Here is a 24,485-nt window from a genome sequence, read left to right on the forward strand (position 1 = left end):
ACGACATGACTAAGCTCTACCGCATCGGCCAGATAGTGCCGAGCTCCAACACCACCATGGAAACCGAGATACCGGCGATGCTCACTGCGCGCCAGTTGATCCGCCCCGAGCGCTTCACCTACCACTCGGCCCGTATGCGCATGAAGCACGTGAAGAAGGAAGAGCTGGCGGCCATGGACGCCCAGTCCGACCGCTGCGCCCTGGAGCTGTCCGACGCCCGCGTCGACGTGTTGGGCTACGCCTGCCTGGTGGCGATCATGGCCATGGGTCGCGGCTATCACCGTGAATCCCAGCAGCGCCTGGGGCAGGTGGTGATGGATAACGACTCCCAGGCCAAGGTGATCACCAGCGCCGGCGCCCTGGTTGATGGCCTCAAGGTGCTGGGCGCCAAGCGTATCGCCCTTGTGGCGCCGTACATGAAGCCGCTGACCGAACTGGTCGTCGACTACATCCAGCACGAAGGCATCGAGGTCAAGGTATGGCATGCCCTGGAGATTCCGGACAACCTTGAAGTGGCCCGTCATGACCCGGCTAACCTGCCGGGCATCGTCGCAGGCCTCGACCTGACCGACGTCGATGTCATCGTGCTCTCGGCCTGCGTGCAGATGCCTTCCCTGGGCGCCGTCGCCAAGGTCGAGGCGCAAACCGGCAAGCCGGTGCTCACCGCCGCCATCGCCACCACCTATGCCATGCTCAAGGCCCTGCAGTTGGAGCCGATCGTGCCCGGCGCCGGTGCCTTGCTGTCCGGTGCGTACTGAGGAGCTCCGCCATGACCACCGCAGAGGACAACTACGCCGGCGTCTGGGGCAACCGCGTCGGCTTCGGCCAGCGCCCCGCGCTGCTGCTGATCGACTTCATGCAAGGCTACACCACCGAGGGCGCGCCACTGTACGCGCCGGGCGTGGTCGAGGCCGTGGCCCATAGCGTCGAGCTGCTGGCCGTTGCGCGGGCCAAGGGCATTCCGGTGATCCACACCAACATCCGCTACCACCCCGGGCATTTCGCCGACGGCGGCATGTGGGTGAAGAAGGCGCCGGTGATGAAGGACATGGTCGAGGGCAACCCCCTGGCCGCGTTCTGCACTGAAGTGCTGCCGCTGCCGAGCGAAGTGGTGCTGACCAAGCAGTACGCCAGCGCCTTCTTCGGGACCAGCTTGGCACCCATGCTGCAAGCATTGGGCATCGATACCTTGATCATGGCTGGCTGTTCCACCAGCGGGTGTGTACGCGCCACTGCGGTGGACGCCGTGCAGCATGGTTTTCGCGGCATAGTGGTACGTGAATGCGTAGGCGACCGACACCAGGCGCCGCACGAGGCAAATCTGTTCGATATCGACAACAAATATGGTGACGTTGTCGCTAAAGCCGAAGCCATTGATTACTTGCACCGATAGATCGAGTGACCCCAAGCGTAACAGCCGTCCAAAAAGAGACGGGTTCCGATAATAAACAGGGCCGCTAGAGCCTCGACTTCCTGACTACCGATTCAAACATATGCCATTGCGCGCCGCTGCTGCGGCAGAATCAGGAGTAGCATCATGTCACTCAGCAATACACAAGCCCCCGGTGCGATAGACCTCAGTCATTCGGACACCTATCGCAAGATCGTCTGGCGCATCATCCCGTTCCTGTGCTTCTGCTACTTGGCGTCCTATTTGGACCGTATAAACGTCGGCTTCGCGAAACTACAGATGCTTGACTCGCTCCACATGAGTGAAACCGTCTTCGGTCTGGGAGCAGGGCTGTTTTTCGTTGGTTACATCCTGTTTGAAGTACCCAGCAACCTGGTCCTGGAAAAAGTGGGTGCGCGTCTATGGATTGCGCGGATCATGATCAGTTGGGGATTGCTCTCCGGCCTGACGATGTTTGTCTCCAACGAGTGGCAGTTCTACACCCTGCGGTTTCTGCTCGGGGCTGCCGAAGCCGGCTTTCTGCCGGGCGTCCTGTATTACCTGAGCCAGTGGTTCCCGTCGTATCGGCGCAGCCGCATCATTGCCTTGTTCATGATCGGTTTGCCGTTGTCGACTCTGGTCGGCAGCCCGCTGTCAGGCTGGATCATGGGCAACTTCAACAACGTCGGCGGCTTCGCTGGCTGGCAGTGGCTGTTCCTCATTGAAGCGATTCCCACAGTTGTATTGGGCTTTTTGTGCTTCTTCGTCCTGCCCAACAACATTCGCGAGGCCAAGTGGCTCAGCGAGGCGGAAAAGACCGAGCTCGAAGGCGTGTTGCGTCTGGACAACAGTGAGAACAAAGGCGGGCATTCGTTTCGCGAAGGTTTCTTCAACCTTAAAGTCTGGATGCTCGGCGGTATCGACTTCTCGATCCTATTAAGTGCCTATGCCATGGGCTTCTGGATGCCGAGTTTCATAAAGACTGCGGGTGTCACCAACCCCAGCCAGATAGGCTTGCTGGTTGCCATCCCAAGTCTTGCGGGGCTGATCGGTATGCTCGCCATCGGCGCAAGCTCCGATAAGCATCGCGAGCGTCGCTGGCACATTATCGTTCCATTCATAATTGGCGCTGCGGCGATGTTCCTGAGCACTTTTTTCACCCAGAACGTCGCTGTTACGGTGCTGCTGTTTTCCGTTGCCTCGCTGACGATCATTGGCGCAGTACCTGTGTTCTTCAGCCTGCCGGCCACCTTTCTCAAGGGAACCGCAGCGGCTACCGGCTTTGCCTTGGCTTGTTCAGTGGCCAACATCGCTGGGCTGGTCAGCAACTCACTGATGGGCGTGGTCATGGATCATTTCCACAGCCCGCAGATCGCTATGTGCATCTTTGCCGGATGCCTGTTGCTTAGCTCTTTGCTGGTGATCGCGCTGCCAGCGAAAGTGGTGAACCGCTAAGAAACCTTTGCTCGCAGCGCTTGGCAAACTCCAATCGTTTGAGCTGTGCAATCTCGTGAGTCAGTTTCTCGATGACCGCAGCACATTCCTACGGTCCCTCACGCATAAATTGCCGTCTCTGTTCGGGCGGCAATTTTTCCGCTATGTCCAACAACATCACCTGGGCTGCCGTTTGCAGTTGCACGGTGGCTTCGCGTTGTTTGGCGAAGCTGGTTTGTACCTGTTGCCTATCGATGCTGTCAGCGCTCAGTTGGTCAAGTATGACCTGTCGGTTGCTGCGTGCTTGCGCCGCCAGCTTGCGCAAGCCGGGCGCGTGCTGGCTGATAACGGCGCGAACGTCTTGACGTTGCTCGTCGGGTAAACGCCGCACCTTGCCAATCAGTTCCCTCACCAGTTGGTTCTGCCCCAGTTCGAAGGACACCGCGTTGGGGCGGTTTAGCAGCCAGCCGCCGAGAAAGGCGTTAGCTCCGAGGGAAAGCAGCAGGGCGCCGTTCAGTAGCCAGGTTTTGTTCATCGCTCGTCTGTCCATAACAGGCCGCCCATGACGTGGGCAGCGATTTGCATATCGTCGTCGGCCACAGGCGTCGTCCAGTGGCCAGCCAACACGCCCAGCACTGCGCACAAGGCCAGGCCCGCGACTTTCATTGGCCACCCATAGCGCCACTGTTGCACGGCGCGATACCACGGCTGGCGTTGCGGCTGAGCTGTGGCGGCTTGCACGATGCGTGCGGCTAAACCGTGGGGCGGGCGCGGGAGGGGTTGATTGGCCAATTGCTGGCGCAGCTCGTCATCGACGTCGTTCATCGCTGTTTATCCTCGTGGTGCGGGCTCAAGCCTTTGGGCAGCCAGCGCCGTAGTTGTTGGCGGGCACGGCCGAGCAGGCCTTCCAGCGCTTTAGGGTGCAGGCCCATCAACGCAGCGGCTTGTGTGTTGCTGTGTTCGTCGAAGTAGCAGAGCAGTACCGCCATGCGTTGTTTTTCCGGCAGGCGTTGCACGACTTGTTGAATCTTCGCGGCTTCTCGGGCGCGCTCGACATTAGCGGCGGTGTCGGCCTTGGCGTCGAGCAACTCGTGCAGCAGGCTGTCGATATCCTGCTCAGCGCGATGTTTATGTCGACGCAGATTGTCCAGGCACAGGTTGACCACAATACGCTGCAACCATGTAGAGAACTGCGCCCGGCCGGGTTGCCAAATGGCGGCATGGGTCCATACCCGCGTGAACGCCTCCTGGGCGATGTCTTCGGCGTCGGTCTGCTGGGCAAAAAAACGCCGGGCAATGGCATAGGCGCGCGGCAGGTGACGCGCCACCAACGTGGTAAATGCATGCTGGTCGCCTCTGGCAATGGCGGTCATTAGCTGCTCGTCGGTGGGCGTCATGGCGTGGGCGGCGCCTTAAGGGGTGGGGGTGACGGTGATGCTGCCCGAGCGGGTATTGCCTTGGCTACCGGTTACACTGCGGTGAAGCGTGTTACTGACTCGATCATAGCTGTAACTGGCATCACGACTGAGGGTTTTACCTGTGGCTGTGGTCACCTCAGTTTGCCGGTTCGCCGTGCCATCGGTGCGACTGGTCTGCTGATTGAAGGTTCCCGTATTGCCGTTGGCGCCGGTATAGGTGCCGCTATTCTGGCCATCGGTTCGAGTGCCTTGCACGGTGCGCGTATCACCGTTGGCAGCGGTTGTGGAACGGTTGAACTGACCGCTGGCCGGGTCGTATTGACGAGTGCTGGAGCGGGTGGCGGTTTTGCCATCGGCGCCGGTAACCGTTTGCTGGCGATTTAACCCGGCACCACGCTGACCGCTGACAGTGGTTTGATAAGTACCGCTGTGGCCACGGCTGGTGGAAAAACCGCCGCTGCGCTGGCGTTCAGCGGCTTCGCTGGCGGCGGTGCACAGCAAGGCCAGACACAGTAGAACGGGGACGGTGGTGAACAATGGACGGCGCATGGAAAACCTCGAGGTGCTGGGAAGGGTCGAGGCTTAAACGCTGAACTGATCAAATCCCCTGCGTTTATTTTCATTGCCTGTGTTTAACGCAAAAACGCGCGGCGGCTTTGGCAAACAGGGATTGCAGGAAAACGCTGGCCATCGTTGCAGCTCATTGTTAGGCGCTACACGCAACGCGGCGCCAGTCCACTTGCCGCTAGCGGCCCAAGCGTTTAGCCACGTCGTTATCCAGTCCCGCCATAAAGCGTTCAACCTCCTCGGTATAGGCGCCGGGGGTGCCGAGCAGTTGGTTGATATCCTTATGGGTCATGCCTTGCTCCAGCACGCTGACGCTGACGCTGACGGCTAGCGCGCTGGCATGGGTGGCAAACAGGTGCGCCTGCTCGCAGGCCACGTCGCGCCGGGTGGAGCACACAGCCAGCATCGGCGCGACGCCATTCGCCAGTACGTAGGACGGCGAGGTTTGTTGCCAGTAGGTGGGGTCGCTGCCGAAGGCTTCGTCGTAGAAGGGCATATGCCGCGCCTGCATGATCTTCTCCACGTCCAGTGCGGCGCTGTCCAATGCGACGGTGCCGAGCCACGGCTTGGCGCCTTGTGCGGCTGCCAACGAGGGGGAGGCCGCCAGGAGCGCGACCAGATGCGCTCCGGCCGAATGGCCCATCACTATCACATGGTTAGCCGAACCGCCCCAACTCGCGGCGTTGGCTTGCGTCATTGCCAGCGCCTTTGCCACTTCCTGGGCTTGTTGCAGGGGCTTGGCGTCCGGCAGCAGCGGGTAGTTGGCGGAGACGAAGATAAAACCCTTTGCCACCCAGCGGCTGACCTTATTGGCCACCACTTGCTGGGCGTTTTTGTCGCCGGTTCGCCAGGCGCCGCCATGCACCATAAAAATGATCGGAGCATTGCTGGGCTTGTGGGGCAGGTAGACATCCAGGCGTTCTCGGGTGTTGGGGCCGTAGGGGAGATCTTTTAGTAGCGTAGCGCCGGCGGGGAGTTTCAGGGGGACGCTGTCTTGCTGGCGTTCGGCGCGGCGCTCTTTGATGGCTTCCATCAAAGGGCCAGCAAGGGCGATTTCCGACAGCAAGAGAAGGGCGCAGACGCGAAGGATTAATGACATACAAGGCTCCGGGTGGATAGGGCAGTGCTTATACGTTGTGGTCCACTTAACACCTGCGAATAATCATCAGCATTTGCGTTGGCCCGCTAAGCGCTACTCTAGAAAACAACGATCGAAAAGATAAACGCTGGCCGGCTTGAGGTTTTCCACCGTGCGTTGCGGGCGGCCGCCGTCGCCGCTTTTCTTGCGGCCGGTTTCCTGCAAATAACCCGCTTCGGTCATCTTCAGCAAACGCTGGCGCATGCTGGTCTTGAGCACCGGGCGGTCGAGCACCACGGAGAAAATGCTCACCGCTTCCGGCGCGCTGAATTCCGGGCCCAGGAACATCAGCGGCAGGCTGCTGTAGAGGGCTTTGGACAACAACCGTTCCTGGACGGCGGCCACCAGGCTGTTGTGGTCGAAAGGGAGTTTGATCGAGGCGTCGGCGACATCCTTGAGGGGAAAAAAAACCTGGTGTTCGGCGAGCTGGACCGCCTCGCTGACAATCGCCAGGTAGAACGTCGAGGATGACCAGCAGCGTGGGTCGCGGAACGCGTCGCCGACGGTGCCGACCTGTTCGATCCAGGCCAGCGGCATGCCCACTTTGCTCGAGCTGCGCAGGCGCTCCACGGCGTCGTTCAGCGTGAGATCTTCGACGCCACCATTGACCACGATCCCGGGCAGCGCCCAATGGCCGGCGAACGGCTCGGCTTCCCGTCGGTTCAGGAGGATTTCCAGCGCCTGGGTCTCCCGGCAGAAGCGCAGCACACAGAGGTCGATGGTGTGCAGGTAACCGCGAGCGGGGGCTGTGCTAGTGGGCATGTCGATTTCCGTGGGTAGCGTAAAGGTCATAGTTTAACGGGTTCATGCCCGGCGCCATCCAGTGGGTGGGAAGCGGTTCGCCCGAGGCCAGTCGTTCGCGAACCACCGTGCTGCGCACGTGGATCTTTTCTTCTACGCGAAGGATGGAAAAACGCTCCAGCAGTTCCTGCCCGCGATAGAAGGTCGGCAGCAGATCCGCGACATCCTGCCCCACCACCAACGCGATCCGCTTGCCGTCCAGGGCCAGGCTGTCGGCGAGATGGGCAAGCAGGGTGTAGCTGTAGATCGCGCCTTCAACGCCACGGGCCACGACCTGCTCCACCCGGCTTGCGCGCACTTCGGCGCGGCACAGCGGCTGAACGTTTTCGACGATCGATTCCAGCCAGTTCAGGCGCACCTCATAGTCGACCATTTGCTTGCCGTAGGGATGCCGCAAGCTTGGGACCACCAGCACGCGTCTGGCCTGGCATGAGGCCTCGATCATCACCTGGGCATGACCGGCGTGAGGGGGATTGAAGGCGCCGCCATAAAGGGCTATCTCGAACATGGCTTATCCTCTTTTGGTACATGACATGTACTCTATCAGCAAAATCTTTTTTGTGAAAACACGCTTTCTGATGCACCAATTGGTTTGGATAGAAAGGGCAAGTCAAAAATATTTTCTACAGATGGCTTGTTATGAAAGTACACCTTATGTACTCTCGTGGCCATGAAGAGGAGAAACCCAGCATGAACAGCCTGACCCGGAAAACCGCTTCCTTCGATGTCGATGCGCAAAAGAGCTTCACGCCGCTATGTCCCGATGAGCTTCCGGTGCCGGGCGGTGACCAGATTGCCGGTGAGCTGAATTTCATCGCGTCCCTGGCCAGCCTCCGTATCGGCAGCAAGGACGCCCACTCGCCCCAGGCCCCCTGGGTGGTCGCCGATCACGCACAGATGTTCGTGCCCACCGGGCTCGAGCACGCCGACATCACCTGGGTCAGCCACTGCGTTCCTGGTACCGAAGGTTTCGCCCTGCTGGATCAACTGCCGACCCCCTACGACTACGACTATTTCGTCTGGAAGGGTGTCGAGCCGGATTTGCACCCGTACGGCGCCTGCTACCACGACCTGCACGGCAAGCTGTCCACCGGGGTGATCGAGTACCTGAGGGGCCTGGGTGTCGAGCAGGTCATTGTCGGCGGGCTGGCGCTGGATTTCTGCGTCAAGACCACCGCTCTGCAACTGGCCGCCGCCGGCTTCAAGGTGATCATTCACCTCCCGGCTTGCCGGGCCATCAGTGAGGAGGGCGCCGTTCAGGCCATCCAAGACATGCAGCAAGCGGGGATCTCGGTTGCCGCGACCCGCGAAGAAACCATCCGCCTGGCAAACGCATAAGGAAAAGACATGGACAGTGCATTCGATTCAAGCAGCGGCACCATCCAGAGTCTTCTGGATACCGACTACTACACCTTCACCATGATGCAGGCGGTCTTGCACCAGCACCCGAACGTCGAGGTGGAATATCAGTTCATCGTGCGTTCCAAGGAGCGGCTCGGTCACCTGATTCCGGACATTCGTGTCGAGCTGGAAAGGCTCGCCGGGTTGCAGCTGCGCGAAGGAGAGCAGCGGTTTCTGTTCAACAAGCGTTTCCGTGAGTACCTGACCCCGGACTTCGAACAGTTTCTCGGCCTGTTTCGCTTCAATTTGCGCTACATCCACGTTGCGGAAGTCGATGGCCAACTGCACATCCGCGTCCGTGGGCCGATGCTGCACTGCATCATGTTCGAGCAACCGGTATTGGCGATGGTCAGCGAATTGCGCAACCGCGAGAAATACCCCGAGGTCGAGTTGGCCGACGTCACCCGCAAGCTGTACCAGAAGTTCGAATGGCTGGAGAAAAATGCCAGTCGTGAAGAACTCGCCGAGTTTCGCGTTTCAGACTTCTCCACCCGGCGGCGGCTGTCGTTCAGGGCCCAGCGTGAAGTGGTGAATGTGATGCGCAGCGATTTTCCTGGGGTCTTTGTCGGCACCAGTAACGCCCACCTGGCGTACGAGTTCGATCTGCCCCTGATCGGCACAATGGCCCACCAGTGGCTGATGGTGCACCAGCAACTCGGGCGCTTGCGCGAGAGCCAGAACGCGGCGTTGGAAAACTGGGTACACGAGTACCGCGGCCGGCTTGGTATCGCCCTGACGGACTGCATCAGCACCGACTTTTTCCTCAAGGATTTCGACCTGTACTTCGCCAAGCTCTATGACGGCCTGCGCCAGGACTCCGGTGACCCGATCGTCTGGGCCGACAAGGTGCTGGGGCGCTACCAGGAACTCGGTGTCGACCCACGCACCAAGGACCTGATGTTCTCCGATGGCCTCAACTTCGAAAAGTGCCTGCCGATCCTGCGGCATGTGCGCGGCAAGGCCAAATTCGGTTTTGGCATGGGCACCAGCCTGGCTTGCGACGTCGACGGTGTCGAACCGCTGAGCATCGTCATGAAACTGGTGCGGGTCCACGGCGAGCCGGTGGTGAAGTTCTCCGACGACCCGATCAAGAACGTCTGCGAGGATGCCTCGTTTCTGCGCTACGCCGCCCAAGTGTTCAACGTTGCCCTGATCAATCCACAGTTGGGAGCTTGATATGACTTCGTTTCAGCAAGAGAGCATTGCCCGGGAACTGGGTATTGACCGCCAACTCACACAGGGCGGCGAAGCAACCGAGATTGCCCGCCGCGTCGAGTTCATAAAGCAGATCGTGCGCGAGTCGGGTTGCCAGTCCCTGGTCCTGGGGATCAGTGGCGGCGTCGACTCGCTCACCGCCGGCCGCCTCTGCCAGTTGGCGGTGGAGCAACTGCGGGGTGAAGACTACGCGGCGCGGTTTATCGCCGTCCGGCTGCCGTACAAGGCCCAGGCCGATGAGCAGGACGCCCAGGCCTCCCTGGACTTCATCCGACCGGACGTGATCACCAGCAGCAACATCGCCGCGTGCGTCGACGGGCTGATGGGCAGCATCGCCATCGAGGGCTTGCAGCCTTCGGCCGAACTCACCGACTTTGCCAAAGGCAACGCCAAGGCCCGGGCACGGATGCTGGCGCAATACGCCATCGCCAACTTAAGCAACGGGTTGGTGGTGGGCACCGATCATGGGGCAGAGGCGGTGATGGGATTTTTCACCAAATTTGGCGACGGCGCGTGCGACCTGGCACCGTTGTCCGGGCTGACGAAGACCCAGGTGAGGTTGTTGGCCGACGCGATGGGCGCCCCCGCGCATCTGGTGCGCAAGGCGCCGACCGCGGACCTGGAAGACCTGGCGCCCGGCAAGTTGGATGAAGTGGCGTATGGCTGCAGCTACGAGGAAATCGATGCGTACCTGATGGGCGAAGAGGTGTCGCCCCAGGCGCGCCAGATCATTGAACGCGCCTACCTCAAGACAGCCCACAAACGCGCATTGCCACGCGTCCCTGCATCGTTGTAATAGGGTTCTAATGGGACCTTTGGTTTTGAACGGAGTGGGTAAATGACACAGGCAATCAGCATCAAGGATCGCGTACGCATCAAGCACGTCGAAGTCCTCTCGGACGATTGGTACGTGCTGCGCAAGACCACCTATGACTACCTCGGCCGCAACGGCCAATGGCGCGAACTGACGCGCGAGACCTATGACCGGGGCAACGGCGCCACCATCCTGCTGTACAGCAAGGCCAAGCAAACGGTGGTGTTGACCCGGCAGTTCCGCTTCCCTGCCTTCGTCAACGGGCACGATGACCTGTTGATAGAAACCTGCGCCGGCCTGTTGGACAACGACGACCCGCACACCTGCATCCGCAAGGAAACCCAGGAGGAAACCGGCTACATCATCCAGGACGTGCGCAAGGTGTTCGACGCCTTCATGAGCCCGGGCTCGGTGACCGAGCGGGTGCATTTTTTCGTCGGCGAATATTTCGACGAAGACAAGCAGCACGAAGGCGGTGGCCTTGAAGCCGAGGGCGAAGAGATCGAGGTGCTGGAGCTGCCTCTGGACCAGGCCTTGGGCATGATCGAGAGCGGGGAGATTTGCGACGGCAAGACCATCATGCTGTTGCAGTACGCCAAGCTGCATCGCTTGCTGGATTAGCCCCAGGCCTGCTGTGGGCGGACCTGCGCGCTGCCGAATCTTTCGCGATAGGCGGTGGGCGGCAAACCGACAGCGTTCCGGAACGCGGCCCGAAAACTCTCCACCGACCGATAGCCGCAGGCCTGGGCGATGCCGGCCATGCCCTGGTCGGTGCTTTCCAGCAGCGCCCGTGCCCGGTTCAAGCGTTCCTGTTGCAGCCAGGTCTTGGGCGGCAGACCTGTGGTTTCGACGAAGCGCCGCAGGAAGGTGCGCTCGCTCATGGCGACGCGGGCGGCCATGTCGCCGACGCTCAGGGGCTGATCCAGATGCTCGCGAAGCCACTGCAGGACGCGGGTCAGTTCGTTGCGTGGAGACTTGCTCACGGGGGCGACGATGAACTGGGCCTGGCCACCGGTCCTTTGCGGCGCCATGACCAGGCGACGGGCCACCGAGTTGGCGATATGCGTGCCGAAGTCCCGGGCAATCAGGTGCAGGCAGGCGTCGATGCCGGCCGCGCTGCCGGCTGAGGTGATCAATTGCCCGGAATCGACATACAACACGTTCGGGTCAACCGTGATCAGCGGAAATCGCTCTGCCAGTTCTGCGCAGAATTGCCAATGGGTGGTCGCGGTCTTGCCGTCGAGCAGCCCGGTGGCGGCCAGGGCAAACACCCCCGAGCAAATCGACAGCAGGCGTGCGCCGCGGGCGTGGGCGCGGCGCAGTGCTTGTAACAGCGCTTTGGGGGGTGCTGCCTGGTGGCTGCGCCAGCCGGGGATGATGATGGTTCGCGCGCTGTCCAGTGCTTCGAGCCCTGCGTCGACGGCGATCCGAAGGCCGCCCAGCGCATGCATCGGTCCTGGATCGACGGCAACGATTTGATGGCCATACCACGCTACATCCAGCTCAGGGCGAGGCAGGCCGAAGATCTCCAGGGCGATACCAAACTCGAATACGCACAGGCCTTCATAAACGAGGATTGCCACGGTTCCGGGATGCGCATGCATTTGGCGTAAATCCACCGTTTATTGTCTTGCGCTGCACTGTAGCGGACGGGCCCGTCTCCCTACAATCGATCGCAGGCAATCAGGAAAACCAAGACGGTTGAGCCTTTGCAAAGGTGGATAAGGGAAGCGAAATGAAGAAAGTCGCCGTGGTGGGCTGCTCCGGTGCAGTGGGCATGACCATGCTGCAATTGCTTGAAAACACCGACTATGACGTGGTCTGCATGGCCTCTGGCCGTTCGGCGGGCAAGCGCTTGAAGGTGGGTCAGGTCGAGCACCTGATCGAAGCCTTTTCGATCGAGGGTTGCGCCTCGTGCGACATCGTCTTCCTGTGTGTCTCCGGGGCCTTCGCCTTGGAGTATGGCGAGCGTCTGGCTGAAAACGCCTACGTCATCGATAACTCCTCGGCCTTCCGTTATCACCCGGCGATTCCGCTCCTGGTGCCGCCCATCAACGGTCAGCGTTACAAGGGCGAAAAACTGATCGCCAACCCCAATTGCTCCTCGGCCATTGCGCTGATGGTGCTGGGGCCGCTGCATCAGGCCTTCGGGTTGGAGAGCGCGATCATTTCCACTTATCAGGCGGCCAGCGGTGCGGGGCAGCCGGCGATGCTGGAGCTGCGAGAGAAGGCCAAGTCCTTCAGTGATTATGGCGACCGCGATGACAGCGAGCATTTCGCCCACAACCTGGCTTTCAACGTGATTCCCCAGGTCGATTCGTTCGAAGCCAATGGTTACACCCGTGAGGAAATGAAAGTGGTCTGGGAGCTGCGCAAGGTCCTGGACGAACCGGGATTGGCTATCAGCACCACGGCTGTGCGGGTGCCGACCCTGCGCTCCCATGCCGAGAGCCTGAGCCTGCGGTTCAAAAAGCCCATCGAGTCATTGGCGCAGGTGCGTGAATTGTTGCGTGCGGCACCGGGGGTTGAAGTGGTGGATGAGCCCGAGTTCGGCGCTTATCCGATGCCCATGACCTCCACCTACAAGCATGCGGTGGAAGTCGGTCGGATTCGTTACAACCTGATCTACGGCGAACACGGGCTGGACCTGTTCATCAGCGGCGATCAGTTACTGCGTGGGGCGGCATTGAACGCATTCGAAATCATGCAATTGATCAAGTATTGATCAAGTATTGATCAAGCCCGAGCCCGAACATTAGAACGCGCAGCCATGGCTGCGCGTTTTTTGTTCAACTGGATTGGGCCTCGCTGTCTTCCTGCATATCGTCCAGGTATTGCGGCTGGTCCGTCTGGTCCGGCAGTTCGGTCACGACGCTGAAGTCGCTGATCTCGATGGCGCCGACGCCATGGCCCAGCAGATGGAAGGAAAACGCCTTGCGCTGCTGTGGGTTGTCGAAACTGATGTTCATCACCAGCGGCTGGTCGGGTGTCACCGCCACCTCGGTCGGCAGGTCCATTGGCACATCCTGCTCGAACTCCTTGGCCTTGAGGGAGATGTAGGCGGCATGGTCTGCCTCCACCGCGCGGATGGTCAGGCTGACGCGGGTCTGTGAACCCTTGGGCATTTCCAGGTATTGGGCACCGATCAGGTTATCGGTCCAGTCGTTGGTGACCTGGGCCGGTAGGGGGATTTTATCGGCGCTGCCGAACTGATAGTGCTGGTTCAGGGGCGTGGGCAACAGGGTCTGGTCCAGGGCCGTGGCACGGGCGCTGATCAATCGGGCGCGCTGGCCGCTGTATTGCCCGCCGTAGGTGGCGCGGTCGGCGATGAAGCCTTCACTGCTGTAGTAACGGCAATGCTGGAGGAAATCGCATTCGGTGAATGTGCCCTTGCCGTCGTGGTAGCGCAGCTTGCCATTGGTGAACGACATGATTTCCCGGCCCGTCGGGTAGTCCCTGAACATCGAGCGACCGGACAACGACGTGGGCACCGTGAAGCCGAAGTAATCGAGGATCGAGGCCGTCAGGTCCACATGCCCGTAGGTGCCTGACTTGATCCGGGGCAACGGTTCCGGCGCCAGCGTCAGGTTGAACCCCCAGGACGAGGCCAGCCGCACATCGTCGATGCCATGGGATTCGTCCGAGGTGATAACCACCAGGGTGTTGTCGAGGATGCCCTGGCGTTCCAGGCCCGCCAGGAAGCTCGCCAGTGCGTCGTCCAGGTAACCCACTGCCGCCTGCTTGGCGGTGTCGTAGCGTTGCAGATAGTCATCCGGTGCCGAGTAAGGCTGGTGGGTGCCCACGGTCAGCAGGGTCAGCATCCACGGTTTGTCCGCCTGCTGCAGTTGTCCGACGTAATCCAGCGCCCCTTCGAAGAAGGTCTTGTCGTCCTTGCCCCAGGGAAATTCCAGGTAGGCGGGGCGAGTGAACCACTCCATGCCCAGGGTCGTATCGAAGCCAATGTGCGGCATGATCCGGTCCTTGGCCATGAACCGCAGGCCCGCGCCCTGGAGGAAATGCGTGGAAAAGCCGTTCTGGCGCAACTGGGCCGGCAGGCAGGCCTGGTTGCGCTGGGTCTGGTTGAGCATTTCGACGCCTTTGGGCGTGCCGTCGTCGAGCTTGTCGTAGTCGCCACACAGCATCGCGTACAAGCCACGAATGGTCTGGTGGCTGTGCAGGACGTAATCGGGAGTGTTCATGCCACGCTCGGCCCAGGCGCTGAGGTTGGGCATCAGGTTTTCCTGGTAGCGGCTGTTCAAGGCCTGGCGGTTGGCACTCACGTAGGCGCCGGGAATGCCCTCCAGGGCGATGACCAGGACGTTGCGTGCACGCCCCGGCTCGGCCAGCAGCCTGTTGCCATCGAGGTCCAGGCGGGTCAGCCCTGTCATGGGCGGGGCGGGGTCCACGGTGTCGCCGTCGAGCCATTGCCGGGCTTGGTCCTGCCCGGCGGCGATACCTGCGGTGACGAGTTGGTGAGGCAGGTTGAACACGTTCCATTGGTCCGCTTCACTGGGCCGCCAGGTTTGCAGCGCGCCATGGCTCAGCAGGAGCAACACGGGCACGGCCCAGGCGTGGCGAGGCAAGCGTGGCGCCGAGTGTGGGCGGCGGGTCCATTGGGTCATCAGCCAGAATGCCAGCGCGGCCAACTGGACCGCGGCCAGCCACGGATGGGCGAAGCCGCCGCTGGTGGAGTTTTCAACGAACTGCGGGTCGGTCAGGTAATGAATGTCCGAAGGATTGGGCATCCGCCCCACCGCACTGACCAATTCGATGCTGGCCAGCGTCAACGCGCTCCAGGCCAGCAATACCGGCAGTACCAGCCACCAGGGGCGACGGTAAAGCAACGCGATCAGTAATCCACCGATGCCCAGGTCCGAGAGATAGCCCAGCGGGTCGGACCAGCCGAGGGCGAGACGCAGGCCCACGGGGACGAGTAATACGCAGCCAATCAGGGTGATGAGGGCTGCGCGGGGGTGGGTTGAAGCGCGATAGATAATATTCACGAGAAACGGGCCTTTCAGTTGAAGCCAATCCATTGAACGACACACCCACCCTGTGGGAGCGAGCTTGCTCGCGATAGCGGTGTGTCAGTCCACATGGCGTGTGACTGACTGATGCCATCGCGAGCAAGCTCGCTCCCACAGAAGGTTCTTCCTTTGGTCATTAAACTGTCATGAGGAGGGGATGGTACCAAGGGCTATCGCCGCGGGTCGGGCCAATGTCCCGGTGTCCGGCTGCGCTAGGCTGTGGTTCACTGGCGCAGGCCTCTACAATGGCGGCGCAGCGCTGTTTTTTAAGGCGCGCGGAAAACTTGTATCAGGATTTCTCATCGGGGGATGGATGGACAGGTTCCAGGAAATGCAGGTTTTTCTCGCCGTGGCCCAGGAGTCGGGGTTTTCGGCGGCGGCGCGGCGCCTGGGCCTGTCGGCGGCCAGCGTCACGCGGGCGGTGGCAGGGTTGGAACAACGCATCGGTACGCCATTGCTGGTGCGCACCACCCGCAATGTGTACCTGAGCGAAGCCGGTCAGCGCTTTCTCGAGGACTGTCGGCGGATCCTGAGCGATTTGCAGGAAGCCGAGGATTCGGCGGCCGGCAGTCACGTCCAGCCCCGTGGGCAATTGACGATCACCGCGCCGGTGCTGTTCGGCCAGTCGTTCGTGACGCCGCTGCTGGTGGATTACCTGCATCGGTTCCCCGAGGTCAGCATCAACGCTTTGTTGTTGGACCGCACGGTGAGCCTGGTGGAGGAGGGCATCGACGTTGCCCTGCGCATTGGCGAGTTGCCGGACAGCAACCTGCACGCCGTTCGGGTCGGTGAAGTACGGCGAGTGGTGTGCGGCTCCCCGGACTTCTTCGCACGCCACGGGCGGCCCCGGCATCCGGATGACCTGGAGCGAATGCCCGTGGTGGCGTCGTCGGCCATTGGCCAGGTCAAAAGCTGGACCTTCATCGATTCAGGCCAACCGTTGGCCGTCCGGCCCGTGCCCCGGCTGGTGGTGACGGCCAACCAGGCGGCGATCACCGCCGCTTGCCAGGGGTTGGGAATGACGCGAGTCCTGTCTTACCAAGTGGCGGGCAACGTGGCCGCCGGCGAACTGGAAATCGTCCTGGCCGATTTCGAATTGCCGCCTCTGCCGATCCATGTGGTGTACCAGGGCGGACGCAATGCGCCGGCGCGGGTCCGCAGTTTTGTCGATTTTGTCGTCAGTGCATTGCGCGAACATCCAGCCTTGAGCGGCTGACGAATTGTTTCTCTGGCTGAAACAATGGATTGCATTTCTGGGTGATTCTCTTGTTTTGGCCCGGAGCGGAAGATGACCCCATCGACGCCGTTGTGCTGATGGCGTCACTTCCTGCGGAGTCGACCATGAACCCTATCAAACACTATCACTTCCCGCTTTCCGGCCATTCCCATCGCGTTCAATTGATGCTTTCGTTGCTCGGGCTACCGGTCGAGGAGGTGTTCGTCGACTTGGCCAAGGGCGCGCACAAACAGGCGGACTTCCTCGCGCTCAATGCGTTTGGCCAGGTACCGGTCATTGACGATGACGGCGTGGTGCTGGCGGACTCCAACGCGATCCTGGTGTACCTGGCGCACAAATATGGCAAGGGCCGCTGGCTGCCCACCGATCCAGTCGGCGCCGCGCGGGTGCAGCGCTGGTTGTCGGCGGCGGCCGGGCCGATCCATGCGGGGCCTGCCACGGCGCGACTGATCACGGTGTTTGGCGCGGCCTACAACGCCGAGGACGTGATTGCCCGTTCCCACGCGGTGTTGAAAGTCATTGATCAGGAATTGAGCCGTCGTGATTTTCTGGCGGGTGATACGGCGACCGTCGCGGACATCGCCGGCTACAGCTACATCGCCCACGCACCGGAAGGCAATGTGTCGCTGGAAGACTATGCCCATGTGCGGGCCTGGTTGGCGCGGATCGAAGCCTTGCCCGGGTTCGTGGGCATGCCGCGTACGGTTGCCGGGTTGCAAAAGCACGCCTGAGCATTTGAGTGGGTCGCTGTGTGACGGGGGCGCTTGCTCCCGCTGGGTTGCGCTGTAGGAGCTGCCGAAGGCTGCGATCTTTTGATTTTGATCTTTCGCTTGCGACTCAATGGTCTGGGACAAGATCGCAGCCTCGTTGCACTCGACAGCTCCTACAGGTCCAATGGGAGCAAGCTCCCTTGCCACAGGTATCAGGCGTAGGAAAGCGCCTTTTCCTCCAGCAGTTCCTCGTACAACCGCACCCATTTTTGGCCCATCTCTTCGGAGGTGAACAACTGGCGGTAACGGGCTTCGGCCTTGACGCCCATTGCCTGGGCCTGGGCCGGGTTTTCCCACAGGGTGCGCATCGCCTCGCGGAAGGCCTCGGGGTTGCTAGGAGGCACCACCAGGCCGGTTTCGTCGTGGATGTTGATGTAGCTGGTACCGGTGCCGATTTCACTGGAGATCATCGGTTTGCCGAACATCGCGCCTTCGAGCAGGGAGATGCCAAAGGCTTCGGAGCGCAGGTGTGAAGGAAACACGATGGCATAACTCAGTTCCAGCAATGCGACCTTGTCTTCGTCCCCCAGGCGCCCGAGGAAGTGCAGGTTGCGCAGGCCCAATGCCGTCGCCTGGGCATGCAATTGTTTTTCCAGTGGGCCGGCGCCCACGATGACCACGGGATAATCCACACCCTTGAGGGCGTCGAGCAGGATGTGCAGGCCTTTGTAATAACGCATCACCCCCACGAACAAAAAGAAGCGCTCGCCCAGTTTTGCCTTCCATCCCGCCATGCGTTCGGCGTCAGCCTGTGGATAACTGGTCTTGTTCAGGCCGTAGGTGATGATCCGGGTCTTGGCGCTGTATTCCTTGAGCACATCGCTGGTTTGAACATAGTTCGGCGAGGCCGCGACAATACGATCAGCGCCGTCCAGGAAGCGTCGCATCAGCGGCCGATAGAGCTTGAGCAGGTGCCGTTGGCGGACGATGTCCGAATGGTAGGTCACGACGTAGGGTTTTTTCACGGCACTGCAAAAGTGCACCAGGTCCATGAACGGCCAGGGGAAGTGGTAGTTGATCACGTCCGCTTCGGCGGCCAGCTCACGGAATTTCTTGAACACGCTGTAGGAGAAGCCGGTGGACGCTACTTGGAAGTCCATTCGAGCTTGATGAACGATATGCTGTCGGAGCTGGATCGGACCGGGTGCGGGATGTTCGCTCAACGTCAGCACGGTGTTATCGATACCCAATCGGTCGCTGCTGTCGCAAAGCTGGAAAATGACCTGTGCGATGCCGCCCATGGAGTCAGTCAAATAACTTTTGTAAAAGTGCAGGACTCGCATTCAACCTCCCAAGACCTGGCGATACGCGTGGGCAGTGACCTTTGCACAGCGTTCCCAGGAAAACAGCGCGGCCTGTTGTAATCCCGCTTCCCGATGCGCCTGCCAATGCAGGCGATCTTCGATCAACCTCTCCATGGCGTCGCGCATGCCGTGTGGATCGTCGGGTTCGCAATAGATACCGGCCGGCCCGGCCACTTCCGGCATCGCCGAGCAGCGGGTGGTCATCACCGGGGTGCCACTGGCCATGGCTTCAAGCACCGGCAGGCCAAAGCCTTCGTAGTACGACGGGAACACCAGTGCCCGTGCCCCCGCCAACAATTGGGCGACCTGTTCGTCAGGCAGGTAACCCGCCAGACAAACATGACCGCCAGCCAGGGCGCGTTTCAACTCATCATTGAGCTGCGCCTGTTGCCATCCGCTCATTCCTACAATGAACAAAGGAAAAGCCTGACGCAGGGATTCAGGGAGCCCGGCATGGGCGCGCAGGGCCAACGACAGGTTCTTGCGTGGCTCCAGGGTGCCGACACAGAGAAAGTATCGGCCATGCTCCAGGCCATGGGCCTTGAGCACGGCGTCGATCGCTTCCGGTTCGCGCGGGTGGAAACGTGCCGCGACCCCCAGCGGCGCGACCCTCAGGCGCTCGGTGGTCAGGCCGAAATACTGCTGGGCTTCATCGGCGATGAACTGCGAGTCGGTCAGGATCAGCTGCGCCTGTTCCACTGCACGGCTGAGTCGTCGCTCGATTTCCTTCAGGCGTGCCGGTGGTTGCGTCTCGGGGTAGCGCAGGTGCGTAAGGTCATGAAGGGTGATCACCGTCGGCCCTTCGAAGGCCAGCGGCCACAGGCTGGGTTCGTGATACAGGTCGATAGCCTTTGAACGTCCTTGATCGAAGCGTTTCTGCTCCAACCAGCGCCGCGCCTGATAGGCGCCCGGAACCCGTCGCAGCAAGGGGCTCAGCCTTGAATAGCCAGGCTTGGCGGTTGGCGGCAATTGCGGGCTCCAGCCCCAACCGTGGAACAGTGACAACTGTACATCCGGCTCTTGGGCCAAGGCCGTCGCCAGTTCCGCCACGTAGTGGCCGATGCCGGTGCGTGGCGCCTGGAGAATGCGCGCGTTGAGGGCTATCCGCATGCTGTTTCCCGGTCGACAATGACTTCGTTAACGTGGCCCTCGATCCTTTCTACCAGTTGCGCACTGGCTTGGCGCCAGTTCAGCCATTGCCATTGATCCAGGTTGCGCCTGGCCGGGAATACTCCGGTGTGTTCCATGTCGATGACCAGGTTCGCCAGGCTTTGGGGATCGTCGAGATCGAAGTAGACCATGAAGTCACCGCCGATTTCCCGAAACACCGGGATGTCGCTGCCCATCGCCGGCAAGCCGCGTTGCATGGCCTCCACCAACGGCAGGCCGAAGCCCTCCACGTAGGATGGGAACACCAGCGCGGTGGAGTGCCTATAGGCGTGTTCCAGGCTTTGGTCCGCCAGGTTGTTGAACATGAACAGGCGGCTGTCCAGTTGTGGATGACGTTGGATACGTTCGATCAGGGCCTCGCATTTCCAGCCGACTTTCCCGACGATGCATAACCGTGCTTGTGACCCGGCGGCCCAGGCCCGCTCGAACGCATCGATCAGGTAGGCGTGGTTTTTCCGCGGTTCGATGGTGCTGACCATCAGGAACACCGGCTCGGGGCGCTTGAACAGCCGCAACAAGTTCGGGTCGACGGCGTGAGTGGCGTCGATCAGGTCGAGTTCGCTGCCCAAGTGGAAATAGTCGAACCAGCGCTCGTGCACCTGCTGCTCGCCAATACGCCGGACCATTTCCTGGCGAAGCTGGTCGCGGATGGTGGTGGAGATGGCGATGTAGCCGTCGGCGGTGCGGGCGATCCAGTCGAACCAGCGATTGAATACCCTGACCAGCCCAGCGTCGCAGAATTGCGGGTGGGTCAGGGGAATCAGGTCATAAACCACCGAGATGATTCCGACGCCATCACGCTTGAGCTGTTCGGCCAGGGGGAAGAAATCCGCGTGCCAAGAGGAATCCAGCAACACCAATTGATCCCCGGGCCGGTGTTCCAGCGGCACGATGCGCGGCGGAACCTGCCGGCGCCTGAGGAGCAGGTTGAGTAGACGAATCGGGAGGCTCAGGCAGCCAAAGACAAACAGCCGGCAGCCGACGTACAACAGGCGACGCGCCCAGACCGACTGACTAAAGACGTGTCGTGATTCCAGTGTCCGGTGCCTGAGCCAGAACAGATTGGCCGCTTGCTCCAGTCGCGCGCGCAGGCTGACAAGGTCCCATGCTTTCGCGGGCGGTGGTGCCAGGCTTTTAACTTCGTAGAGCTTGCCTTGCAGCATCACGACGGGAATGCATTCGCGCTCCAGCTCTTTGACCGGCAGTTCGCGGATGACATTGCGCACGACCCTCTGGATCCCGGAGTTTGCCTTCGGGTTTTCATAGACGTAAGTGCATTCAACCAGCAAACGACTCATGGCAACTCCTTTTGCGGCAACGCCTCGACGGCAGTCTGGCTCGAGCGCTGGATACTGGTCCGGGCCTGGAGCCAGGAACAGCCGACGAAATCCTCCTGGCGATTATTGATGACGTGAAACACCAACCCATAGTCGCGCCATTCGAAATTACGGTCCAAGTGCGAGTCCAGCCGCGACAGGCTGAGGGCGATGGAGTAATTGCCCTTGCCCAGGCGCATGTCGAAACTGAAACGAAAGGTGATCTGTTCGCCGGCCTTGAGGTCGGTCACGGCTTTGTCCTGGCGATGGGTGTTGATGCCGTACATGGGCTGGCCAAGGCGGTCCTTGATCAAAAAGCCCAGCACCAGCCGCTCGATGTCCTGGCGAATTTCAACCCGCACTTGCAACACCATCGGCTGGCCGATCTCGGCCACTTCCACCGACTGCCCCTGGCTGTTGAGCAATTGCACATCGACGATGCCGGCCTCGCCGGTACCGGAAATCGTGCGTATCTGGCCGTTGGCGAGCATTTCCTGGCGAACCACCTGGCCCTCGCGCTGGGCCAGCATCGCGTTGTAATAATCCATCACCTCTTCCGGCTTGCCGCGCATGGCCATGCGCCCGTGTTCGAGCAGGATGGCGGTGTCGCAGATCGACTGGATCGCCGAGCGATCGTGGGACACGATCAGCAGCGTGGTGCCGGCCTTGCGGAAGCTGCGGATGCGCTCGAAGCTCTTGTGCTGGAAGTAGGCATCGCCCACCGACAGCGCTTCGTCGACGATCAGGATGTCCGGGCGTCGGGCGGTGGCAACGCTGAACGCCAGGCGCATCTGCATGCCGCTGGAATAAGTGCGTACCGGCTGGTCGATGGCCTCGCCGATTTCGGCGAACCCCTCGATTTCGGGCATCAACGCTTCGATTTCCTCTACGTGCATCCCCAGCAACTGACCGGCCATGAACGCATTCTGGCGGCCGGTGAAATCTGGATGAAAGCCCATGCCCAATTCCAGCAACGCGGCGACGCGGCCTTGCAAATGGATGTGGCCGCAGGTGGGTTGGGTGGTGCCGGTGATCATCTTGAGCAACGTGCTTTTGCCGGCACCGTTGACCCCGACGATGCCGACGGCTTCGCCGGGCTGGATCTCGAAATCCACGCCTTGCAGGATCCAGTGCAGTTGATGGCGCTGGCGGGAAAAGGGGATCAACCACTCGAACAGCCGGCTCCAGCGGTTCGGGTACTGCTTGTAGGCCTTGCCCAGGCCGGTGACGCGCAAATGTCCCATCAGAGTTCATCCACCATTTCACCGCCGCGCCGACGAAACATGCGCAGGCCCAAGGCACACAACAACAGGGCCACCACCAGCAACGGTACCAGCGAGCTCCAGACCGGCCACTGGTTGTAGAGAAACAGGTTCTGGTAGCTCTGCATCAGGGCGGTCATGGGGTTGAAGGCGAGCAGTCGCTGGATCGATGGCGGCAGGATCGTCATCGGGTAAACGATCGGCGTGAGCCAGAACCAGAATTGCAGGCAAATGCCGAACAATTGCCCGACGTCGCGGAAAAACACATTGAGGATCCCCAGCAGCATGCCCAGCCCGGCGGCGAACATCACTTGCAGGGCCAGCAGTGGCACCAGGGCCAGCAAGGTCATGCCTGGCCAGCGCCCGGTGATCAGCAGGAAACCGAGAAAGAGCCCGAGGATGATCGCGAAGTTGATCCCCGCATTGAACAGCACGATCACCGGCAGGCAGATCCGCGGGAAGCTGATCTTTTTCAGCAGGTTGGCGTTTTCCAGGAACATGCCCTGGCTGCGGGTGGTGATTTCCGCGAACAATCCCCAGGTCAGCAGCCCGGCACAGAGGTAGACGCTGTAGGCCATGCCATCTTCGACCCCGGGCAGGCGGGCACGCATGATGTGGGAAAAAATCACCGTGTAGACGAGGATCATCGACAACGGGTTGAGCACCGTCCACAACGCGCCGAACAACGAGTTGCGATAGCGTGCCTGGAACTCGCGCTTGACGCTGCCCAGGACGAAGCCGCGATAGCTCCACAGCGAGCGTTGCAAGGCCAACAGCATCAGACGGCCCTGCCGTAATGGTCTTCGAAGCGGACGATGTCGTCTTCCCCGAGATATTCGCCGCTCTGGACCTCGATGATGACCAGGTCGATGACACCGGGGTTTTCCAGGCGATGCTTGTGGCCGGCGGGAATGAAGGTCGATTCGTTCTTGGCGACCAGGTGCGAGCCCGAGCCGTTATTGGTGACCTTGGCCATGCCTTCGACGACTACCCAATGTTCGTTGCGGTGATGGTGCATTTGCAGCGACAGCGATGCGCCAGGCTTGACCACGATGCGCTTGATCTTGAAACGTGGACCTTCTTCGAGGACGGTATAACTGCCCCATGGACGGCTGACCGTGCGATGCAGGCGATAGGCTTCGTGGTCCTTGTCCTTGAGTTGCCGGACGACGCGGCGAACATCCTGGGCGCGGTCGGCATGGGCCACCAGCACGGCGTCGGCGGTGTCGATGATGATCAGGTTTTCCACGCCCAGGGCGGCCACCAGGCGGCTGTCGCTCTGGACGAAGGTGTTCTGGCTGTCGATAAACAGGGCTTCACCGGTGGCGCGGTTGTTTTGCCCGTCGGCGGGTACCAGGCTGGCGACGGCGCTCCAGGAACCGATATCGCTCCAGTCGAAGGCGGCCGGGATCACCACGACATTGGCTGAGCGCTCCATCAGGGCGTAGTCGATGGAGATTTCCGGCATTTCGGCGAAATGCGCCGCGGACAATTCCTGCTGCACACAACCTGAGGTTTCCACCGCGGTGCTGGCGGTGACACAGGCGCGCGCCTGTTCCAGCAACTCGGGGGCGTGGGCGTGCAGCTCCGCCAACAGGGTCTTGACCGAGAAGCAGAACATCCCCGAATTCCACAGGAAACGGCCACTTTCCAGGTACTGGGTGGCGGTCTGCAAGTCGGGCTTTTCGACAAAGCGCACGACCTTGGCCGCGCCCTTGGTATCCAGGGGCTGGCCCCGTTCGATGTAGCCGAAGCCGGTTTCCGGCGTCGAGGGCAGCACGCCGAAGGTCACCAGATGGCCGTTTTTGGCCAGTTCCACGGCGTGCTCAACGGCGGCCTTGAAGGCCGCCTCGTCCTTGATCAAGTGATCGGCAGGCATGACCACCAGGATCGCCTCGTCACCGTGCAGGGCCTGTACCGCGAGGGTGGCCGTGGCAATGGCCGGCGCGGTGTTGCGGCCTGTCGGTTCCAGAACGAAGTGACCGCGATAACGCTCCAGGTGGGCGCTCTGATAGTGGTCGCGGCTCTGGAAGTAGTACTCGCGATTGGTGACGGTGACGATGTCGCCTCGACCGTCGAACAACCCCGCCGCCCGCCGATAGGTCTTGCCCAGCAGCGACTGGCCGTCGGGCAAGAGCATGAAAGGCTTGGGATGGCCCTCGCGGGACACCGGCCACAACCTCGTCCCGGCACCGCCGGAAAGAATCACGGGAATGAGCAT

25 protein-coding genes are annotated in these 24,485 nt (G+C 61.1%); 10 read left to right on the forward strand and 15 right to left on the reverse strand.

The window, feature by feature from the left end; all coding sequences use genetic code 11:
* The first annotated feature begins 5 nt into the window (after window positions 1–5).
* From BM317_RS07920 to BM317_RS07930, 3 genes are all read left to right on the forward strand, one after another.
* Window positions 6–758 carry a maleate cis-trans isomerase family protein gene (locus BM317_RS07920; RefSeq protein WP_092168128.1) on the forward strand — a complete coding sequence of 251 codons (753 nt, stop codon included), beginning with the start codon at window positions 6–8 and terminating at the stop codon, window positions 756–758.
* A gap of 11 nt (window positions 759–769) precedes the next feature.
* Complete coding sequence (locus BM317_RS07925) at window positions 770–1,393, forward strand: N-carbamoylsarcosine amidohydrolase (RefSeq protein ID WP_092473825.1); 624 nt, start codon at window positions 770–772, stop codon at window positions 1,391–1,393.
* A gap of 144 nt (window positions 1,394–1,537) precedes the next feature.
* On the forward strand, window positions 1,538–2,845 hold the full coding sequence (locus tag BM317_RS07930) for an MFS transporter (RefSeq protein ID WP_092168137.1): 1,308 nt from the start codon (window positions 1,538–1,540) through the stop codon (window positions 2,843–2,845).
* An 88-nt stretch (window positions 2,846–2,933) separates the two neighbouring features.
* Here the strand turns inward: BM317_RS07930 and BM317_RS07935 are convergent, their stop codons facing one another.
* From BM317_RS07935 to BM317_RS07965, 7 genes are all read right to left on the reverse strand, one after another.
* Window positions 2,934–3,359: a periplasmic heavy metal sensor gene (locus BM317_RS07935; RefSeq protein ID WP_170866248.1), complete on the reverse strand. Its 426-nt coding sequence runs from the start codon at window positions 3,357–3,359 to the stop codon at window positions 2,934–2,936.
* A complete protein-coding gene (locus BM317_RS07940; protein WP_092473829.1) occupies window positions 3,356–3,649 on the reverse strand; it encodes a hypothetical protein in 294 nt (97 codons plus the stop codon). Before BM317_RS07940 ends, BM317_RS07935 begins: the two co-directional genes overlap by 4 nt.
* A complete protein-coding gene (locus tag BM317_RS07945; RefSeq protein ID WP_092168147.1) occupies window positions 3,646–4,221 on the reverse strand; it encodes a sigma-70 family RNA polymerase sigma factor in 576 nt (191 codons plus the stop codon). The genes BM317_RS07940 and BM317_RS07945 overlap by 4 nt, the downstream gene beginning before the upstream one ends.
* A 15-nt stretch (window positions 4,222–4,236) precedes the next feature.
* A complete protein-coding gene (locus tag BM317_RS07950) occupies window positions 4,237–4,791 on the reverse strand; it encodes a hypothetical protein (RefSeq protein WP_092168150.1) in 555 nt (184 codons plus the stop codon).
* 196 nt (window positions 4,792–4,987) lie between these two features.
* Entirely contained in the window at window positions 4,988–5,908 is a 921-nt protein-coding gene (locus tag BM317_RS07955; protein WP_170866249.1) for an alpha/beta hydrolase, read from the reverse strand.
* Between the two features lie 93 nt (window positions 5,909–6,001).
* Window positions 6,002–6,709 carry an NUDIX hydrolase gene (locus BM317_RS07960; RefSeq protein WP_092473831.1) on the reverse strand — a complete coding sequence of 236 codons (708 nt, stop codon included), beginning with the start codon at window positions 6,707–6,709 and terminating at the stop codon, window positions 6,002–6,004.
* A complete protein-coding gene (locus BM317_RS07965; RefSeq protein WP_092473833.1) occupies window positions 6,699–7,256 on the reverse strand; it encodes an adenylyltransferase/cytidyltransferase family protein in 558 nt (185 codons plus the stop codon). The genes BM317_RS07960 and BM317_RS07965 overlap by 11 nt, the downstream gene beginning before the upstream one ends.
* A 182-nt stretch (window positions 7,257–7,438) precedes the next feature.
* On the opposite strand from BM317_RS07965, the gene BM317_RS07970 reads away from it, so the two are divergent.
* Genes BM317_RS07970 through nudK form a run of 4 tightly spaced genes read left to right on the forward strand, consistent with a single transcriptional unit; the run spans window position 7,439 to window position 10,799 of the window.
* Window positions 7,439–8,086 carry a nicotinamidase gene (locus tag BM317_RS07970; RefSeq protein WP_092168159.1) on the forward strand — a complete coding sequence of 216 codons (648 nt, stop codon included), beginning with the start codon at window positions 7,439–7,441 and terminating at the stop codon, window positions 8,084–8,086.
* Window positions 8,087–8,095: 9 nt separating this feature from the next.
* On the forward strand, window positions 8,096–9,325 hold the full coding sequence (gene pncB, locus BM317_RS07975) for a nicotinate phosphoribosyltransferase (RefSeq protein ID WP_092473835.1): 1,230 nt from the start codon (window positions 8,096–8,098) through the stop codon (window positions 9,323–9,325).
* Between the two features lies 1 nt (window position 9,326).
* Window positions 9,327–10,160, forward strand: coding sequence for an ammonia-dependent NAD(+) synthetase (nadE, locus tag BM317_RS07980; protein ID WP_092473837.1), 834 nt, complete (start codon window positions 9,327–9,329; stop codon window positions 10,158–10,160).
* Between the two features lie 42 nt (window positions 10,161–10,202).
* On the forward strand, window positions 10,203–10,799 hold the full coding sequence (gene nudK / locus BM317_RS07985) for a GDP-mannose pyrophosphatase NudK (protein ID WP_092168168.1): 597 nt from the start codon (window positions 10,203–10,205) through the stop codon (window positions 10,797–10,799).
* Here nudK and ftrA read toward each other — a convergent pair.
* Window positions 10,796–11,782, reverse strand: coding sequence for a transcriptional regulator FtrA (gene ftrA, locus BM317_RS07990; protein ID WP_092168171.1), 987 nt, complete (start codon window positions 11,780–11,782; stop codon window positions 10,796–10,798). The two genes, nudK and ftrA, sit on opposite strands and share 4 nt — an antisense overlap.
* Window positions 11,783–11,913: 131 nt before the next feature.
* On the opposite strand from ftrA, the gene BM317_RS07995 reads away from it, so the two are divergent.
* Entirely contained in the window at window positions 11,914–12,903 is a 990-nt protein-coding gene (locus BM317_RS07995) for an aspartate-semialdehyde dehydrogenase (RefSeq protein WP_092473839.1), read from the forward strand.
* Window positions 12,904–12,967: 64 nt separating this feature from the next.
* On the opposite strand, the gene BM317_RS08000 is transcribed toward BM317_RS07995, so the two are convergent.
* Window positions 12,968–15,181 (reverse strand): LTA synthase family protein, encoded by a 2,214-nt coding sequence (locus BM317_RS08000; protein ID WP_256574079.1) that lies wholly within the window; start codon window positions 15,179–15,181, stop codon window positions 12,968–12,970.
* Window positions 15,182–15,518: 337 nt separating this feature from the next.
* Between BM317_RS08000 and BM317_RS08005 the strand changes: the two genes are divergently transcribed.
* Together BM317_RS08005 and BM317_RS08010 are read left to right on the forward strand one after the other, a co-directional pair.
* On the forward strand, window positions 15,519–16,421 hold the full coding sequence (locus BM317_RS08005) for a LysR family transcriptional regulator (RefSeq protein ID WP_092473843.1): 903 nt from the start codon (window positions 15,519–15,521) through the stop codon (window positions 16,419–16,421).
* 125 nt (window positions 16,422–16,546) lie between these two features.
* Window positions 16,547–17,173: a glutathione S-transferase family protein gene (locus BM317_RS08010; protein ID WP_092473845.1), complete on the forward strand. Its 627-nt coding sequence runs from the start codon at window positions 16,547–16,549 to the stop codon at window positions 17,171–17,173.
* A gap of 191 nt (window positions 17,174–17,364) precedes the next feature.
* Here the strand turns inward: BM317_RS08010 and BM317_RS08015 are convergent, their stop codons facing one another.
* The 6 genes from BM317_RS08015 to BM317_RS08040 are packed head-to-tail and all read right to left on the reverse strand — an operon-like array spanning window position 17,365 to window position 24,485.
* Complete coding sequence (locus tag BM317_RS08015; protein WP_092168186.1) at window positions 17,365–18,495, reverse strand: glycosyltransferase family 4 protein; 1,131 nt, start codon at window positions 18,493–18,495, stop codon at window positions 17,365–17,367.
* Entirely contained in the window at window positions 18,496–19,626 is a 1,131-nt protein-coding gene (locus BM317_RS08020) for a glycosyltransferase family 4 protein (RefSeq protein ID WP_092168189.1), read from the reverse strand.
* A complete protein-coding gene (locus BM317_RS08025) occupies window positions 19,617–20,984 on the reverse strand; it encodes a glycosyltransferase family 4 protein (RefSeq protein WP_092473847.1) in 1,368 nt (455 codons plus the stop codon). The genes BM317_RS08020 and BM317_RS08025 overlap by 10 nt, the downstream gene beginning before the upstream one ends.
* Window positions 20,981–22,246 (reverse strand): ABC transporter ATP-binding protein, encoded by a 1,266-nt coding sequence (locus BM317_RS08030; protein WP_092168195.1) that lies wholly within the window; start codon window positions 22,244–22,246, stop codon window positions 20,981–20,983. The genes BM317_RS08025 and BM317_RS08030 overlap by 4 nt, the downstream gene beginning before the upstream one ends.
* Window positions 22,246–23,043: an ABC transporter permease gene (locus tag BM317_RS08035; protein WP_092200260.1), complete on the reverse strand. Its 798-nt coding sequence runs from the start codon at window positions 23,041–23,043 to the stop codon at window positions 22,246–22,248. Before BM317_RS08035 ends, BM317_RS08030 begins: the two co-directional genes overlap by 1 nt.
* Window positions 23,043–24,485, reverse strand: a complete 1,443-nt coding sequence (locus BM317_RS08040; protein WP_092473849.1) for a mannose-1-phosphate guanylyltransferase/mannose-6-phosphate isomerase — start codon at window positions 24,483–24,485, stop codon at window positions 23,043–23,045. Before BM317_RS08040 ends, BM317_RS08035 begins: the two co-directional genes overlap by 1 nt.

Source organism: Pseudomonas sp. NFACC24-1 (genome assembly GCF_900115235.1).
Lineage (GTDB): Bacteria > Pseudomonadota > Gammaproteobacteria > Pseudomonadales > Pseudomonadaceae > Aquipseudomonas > Aquipseudomonas fluorescens_AA.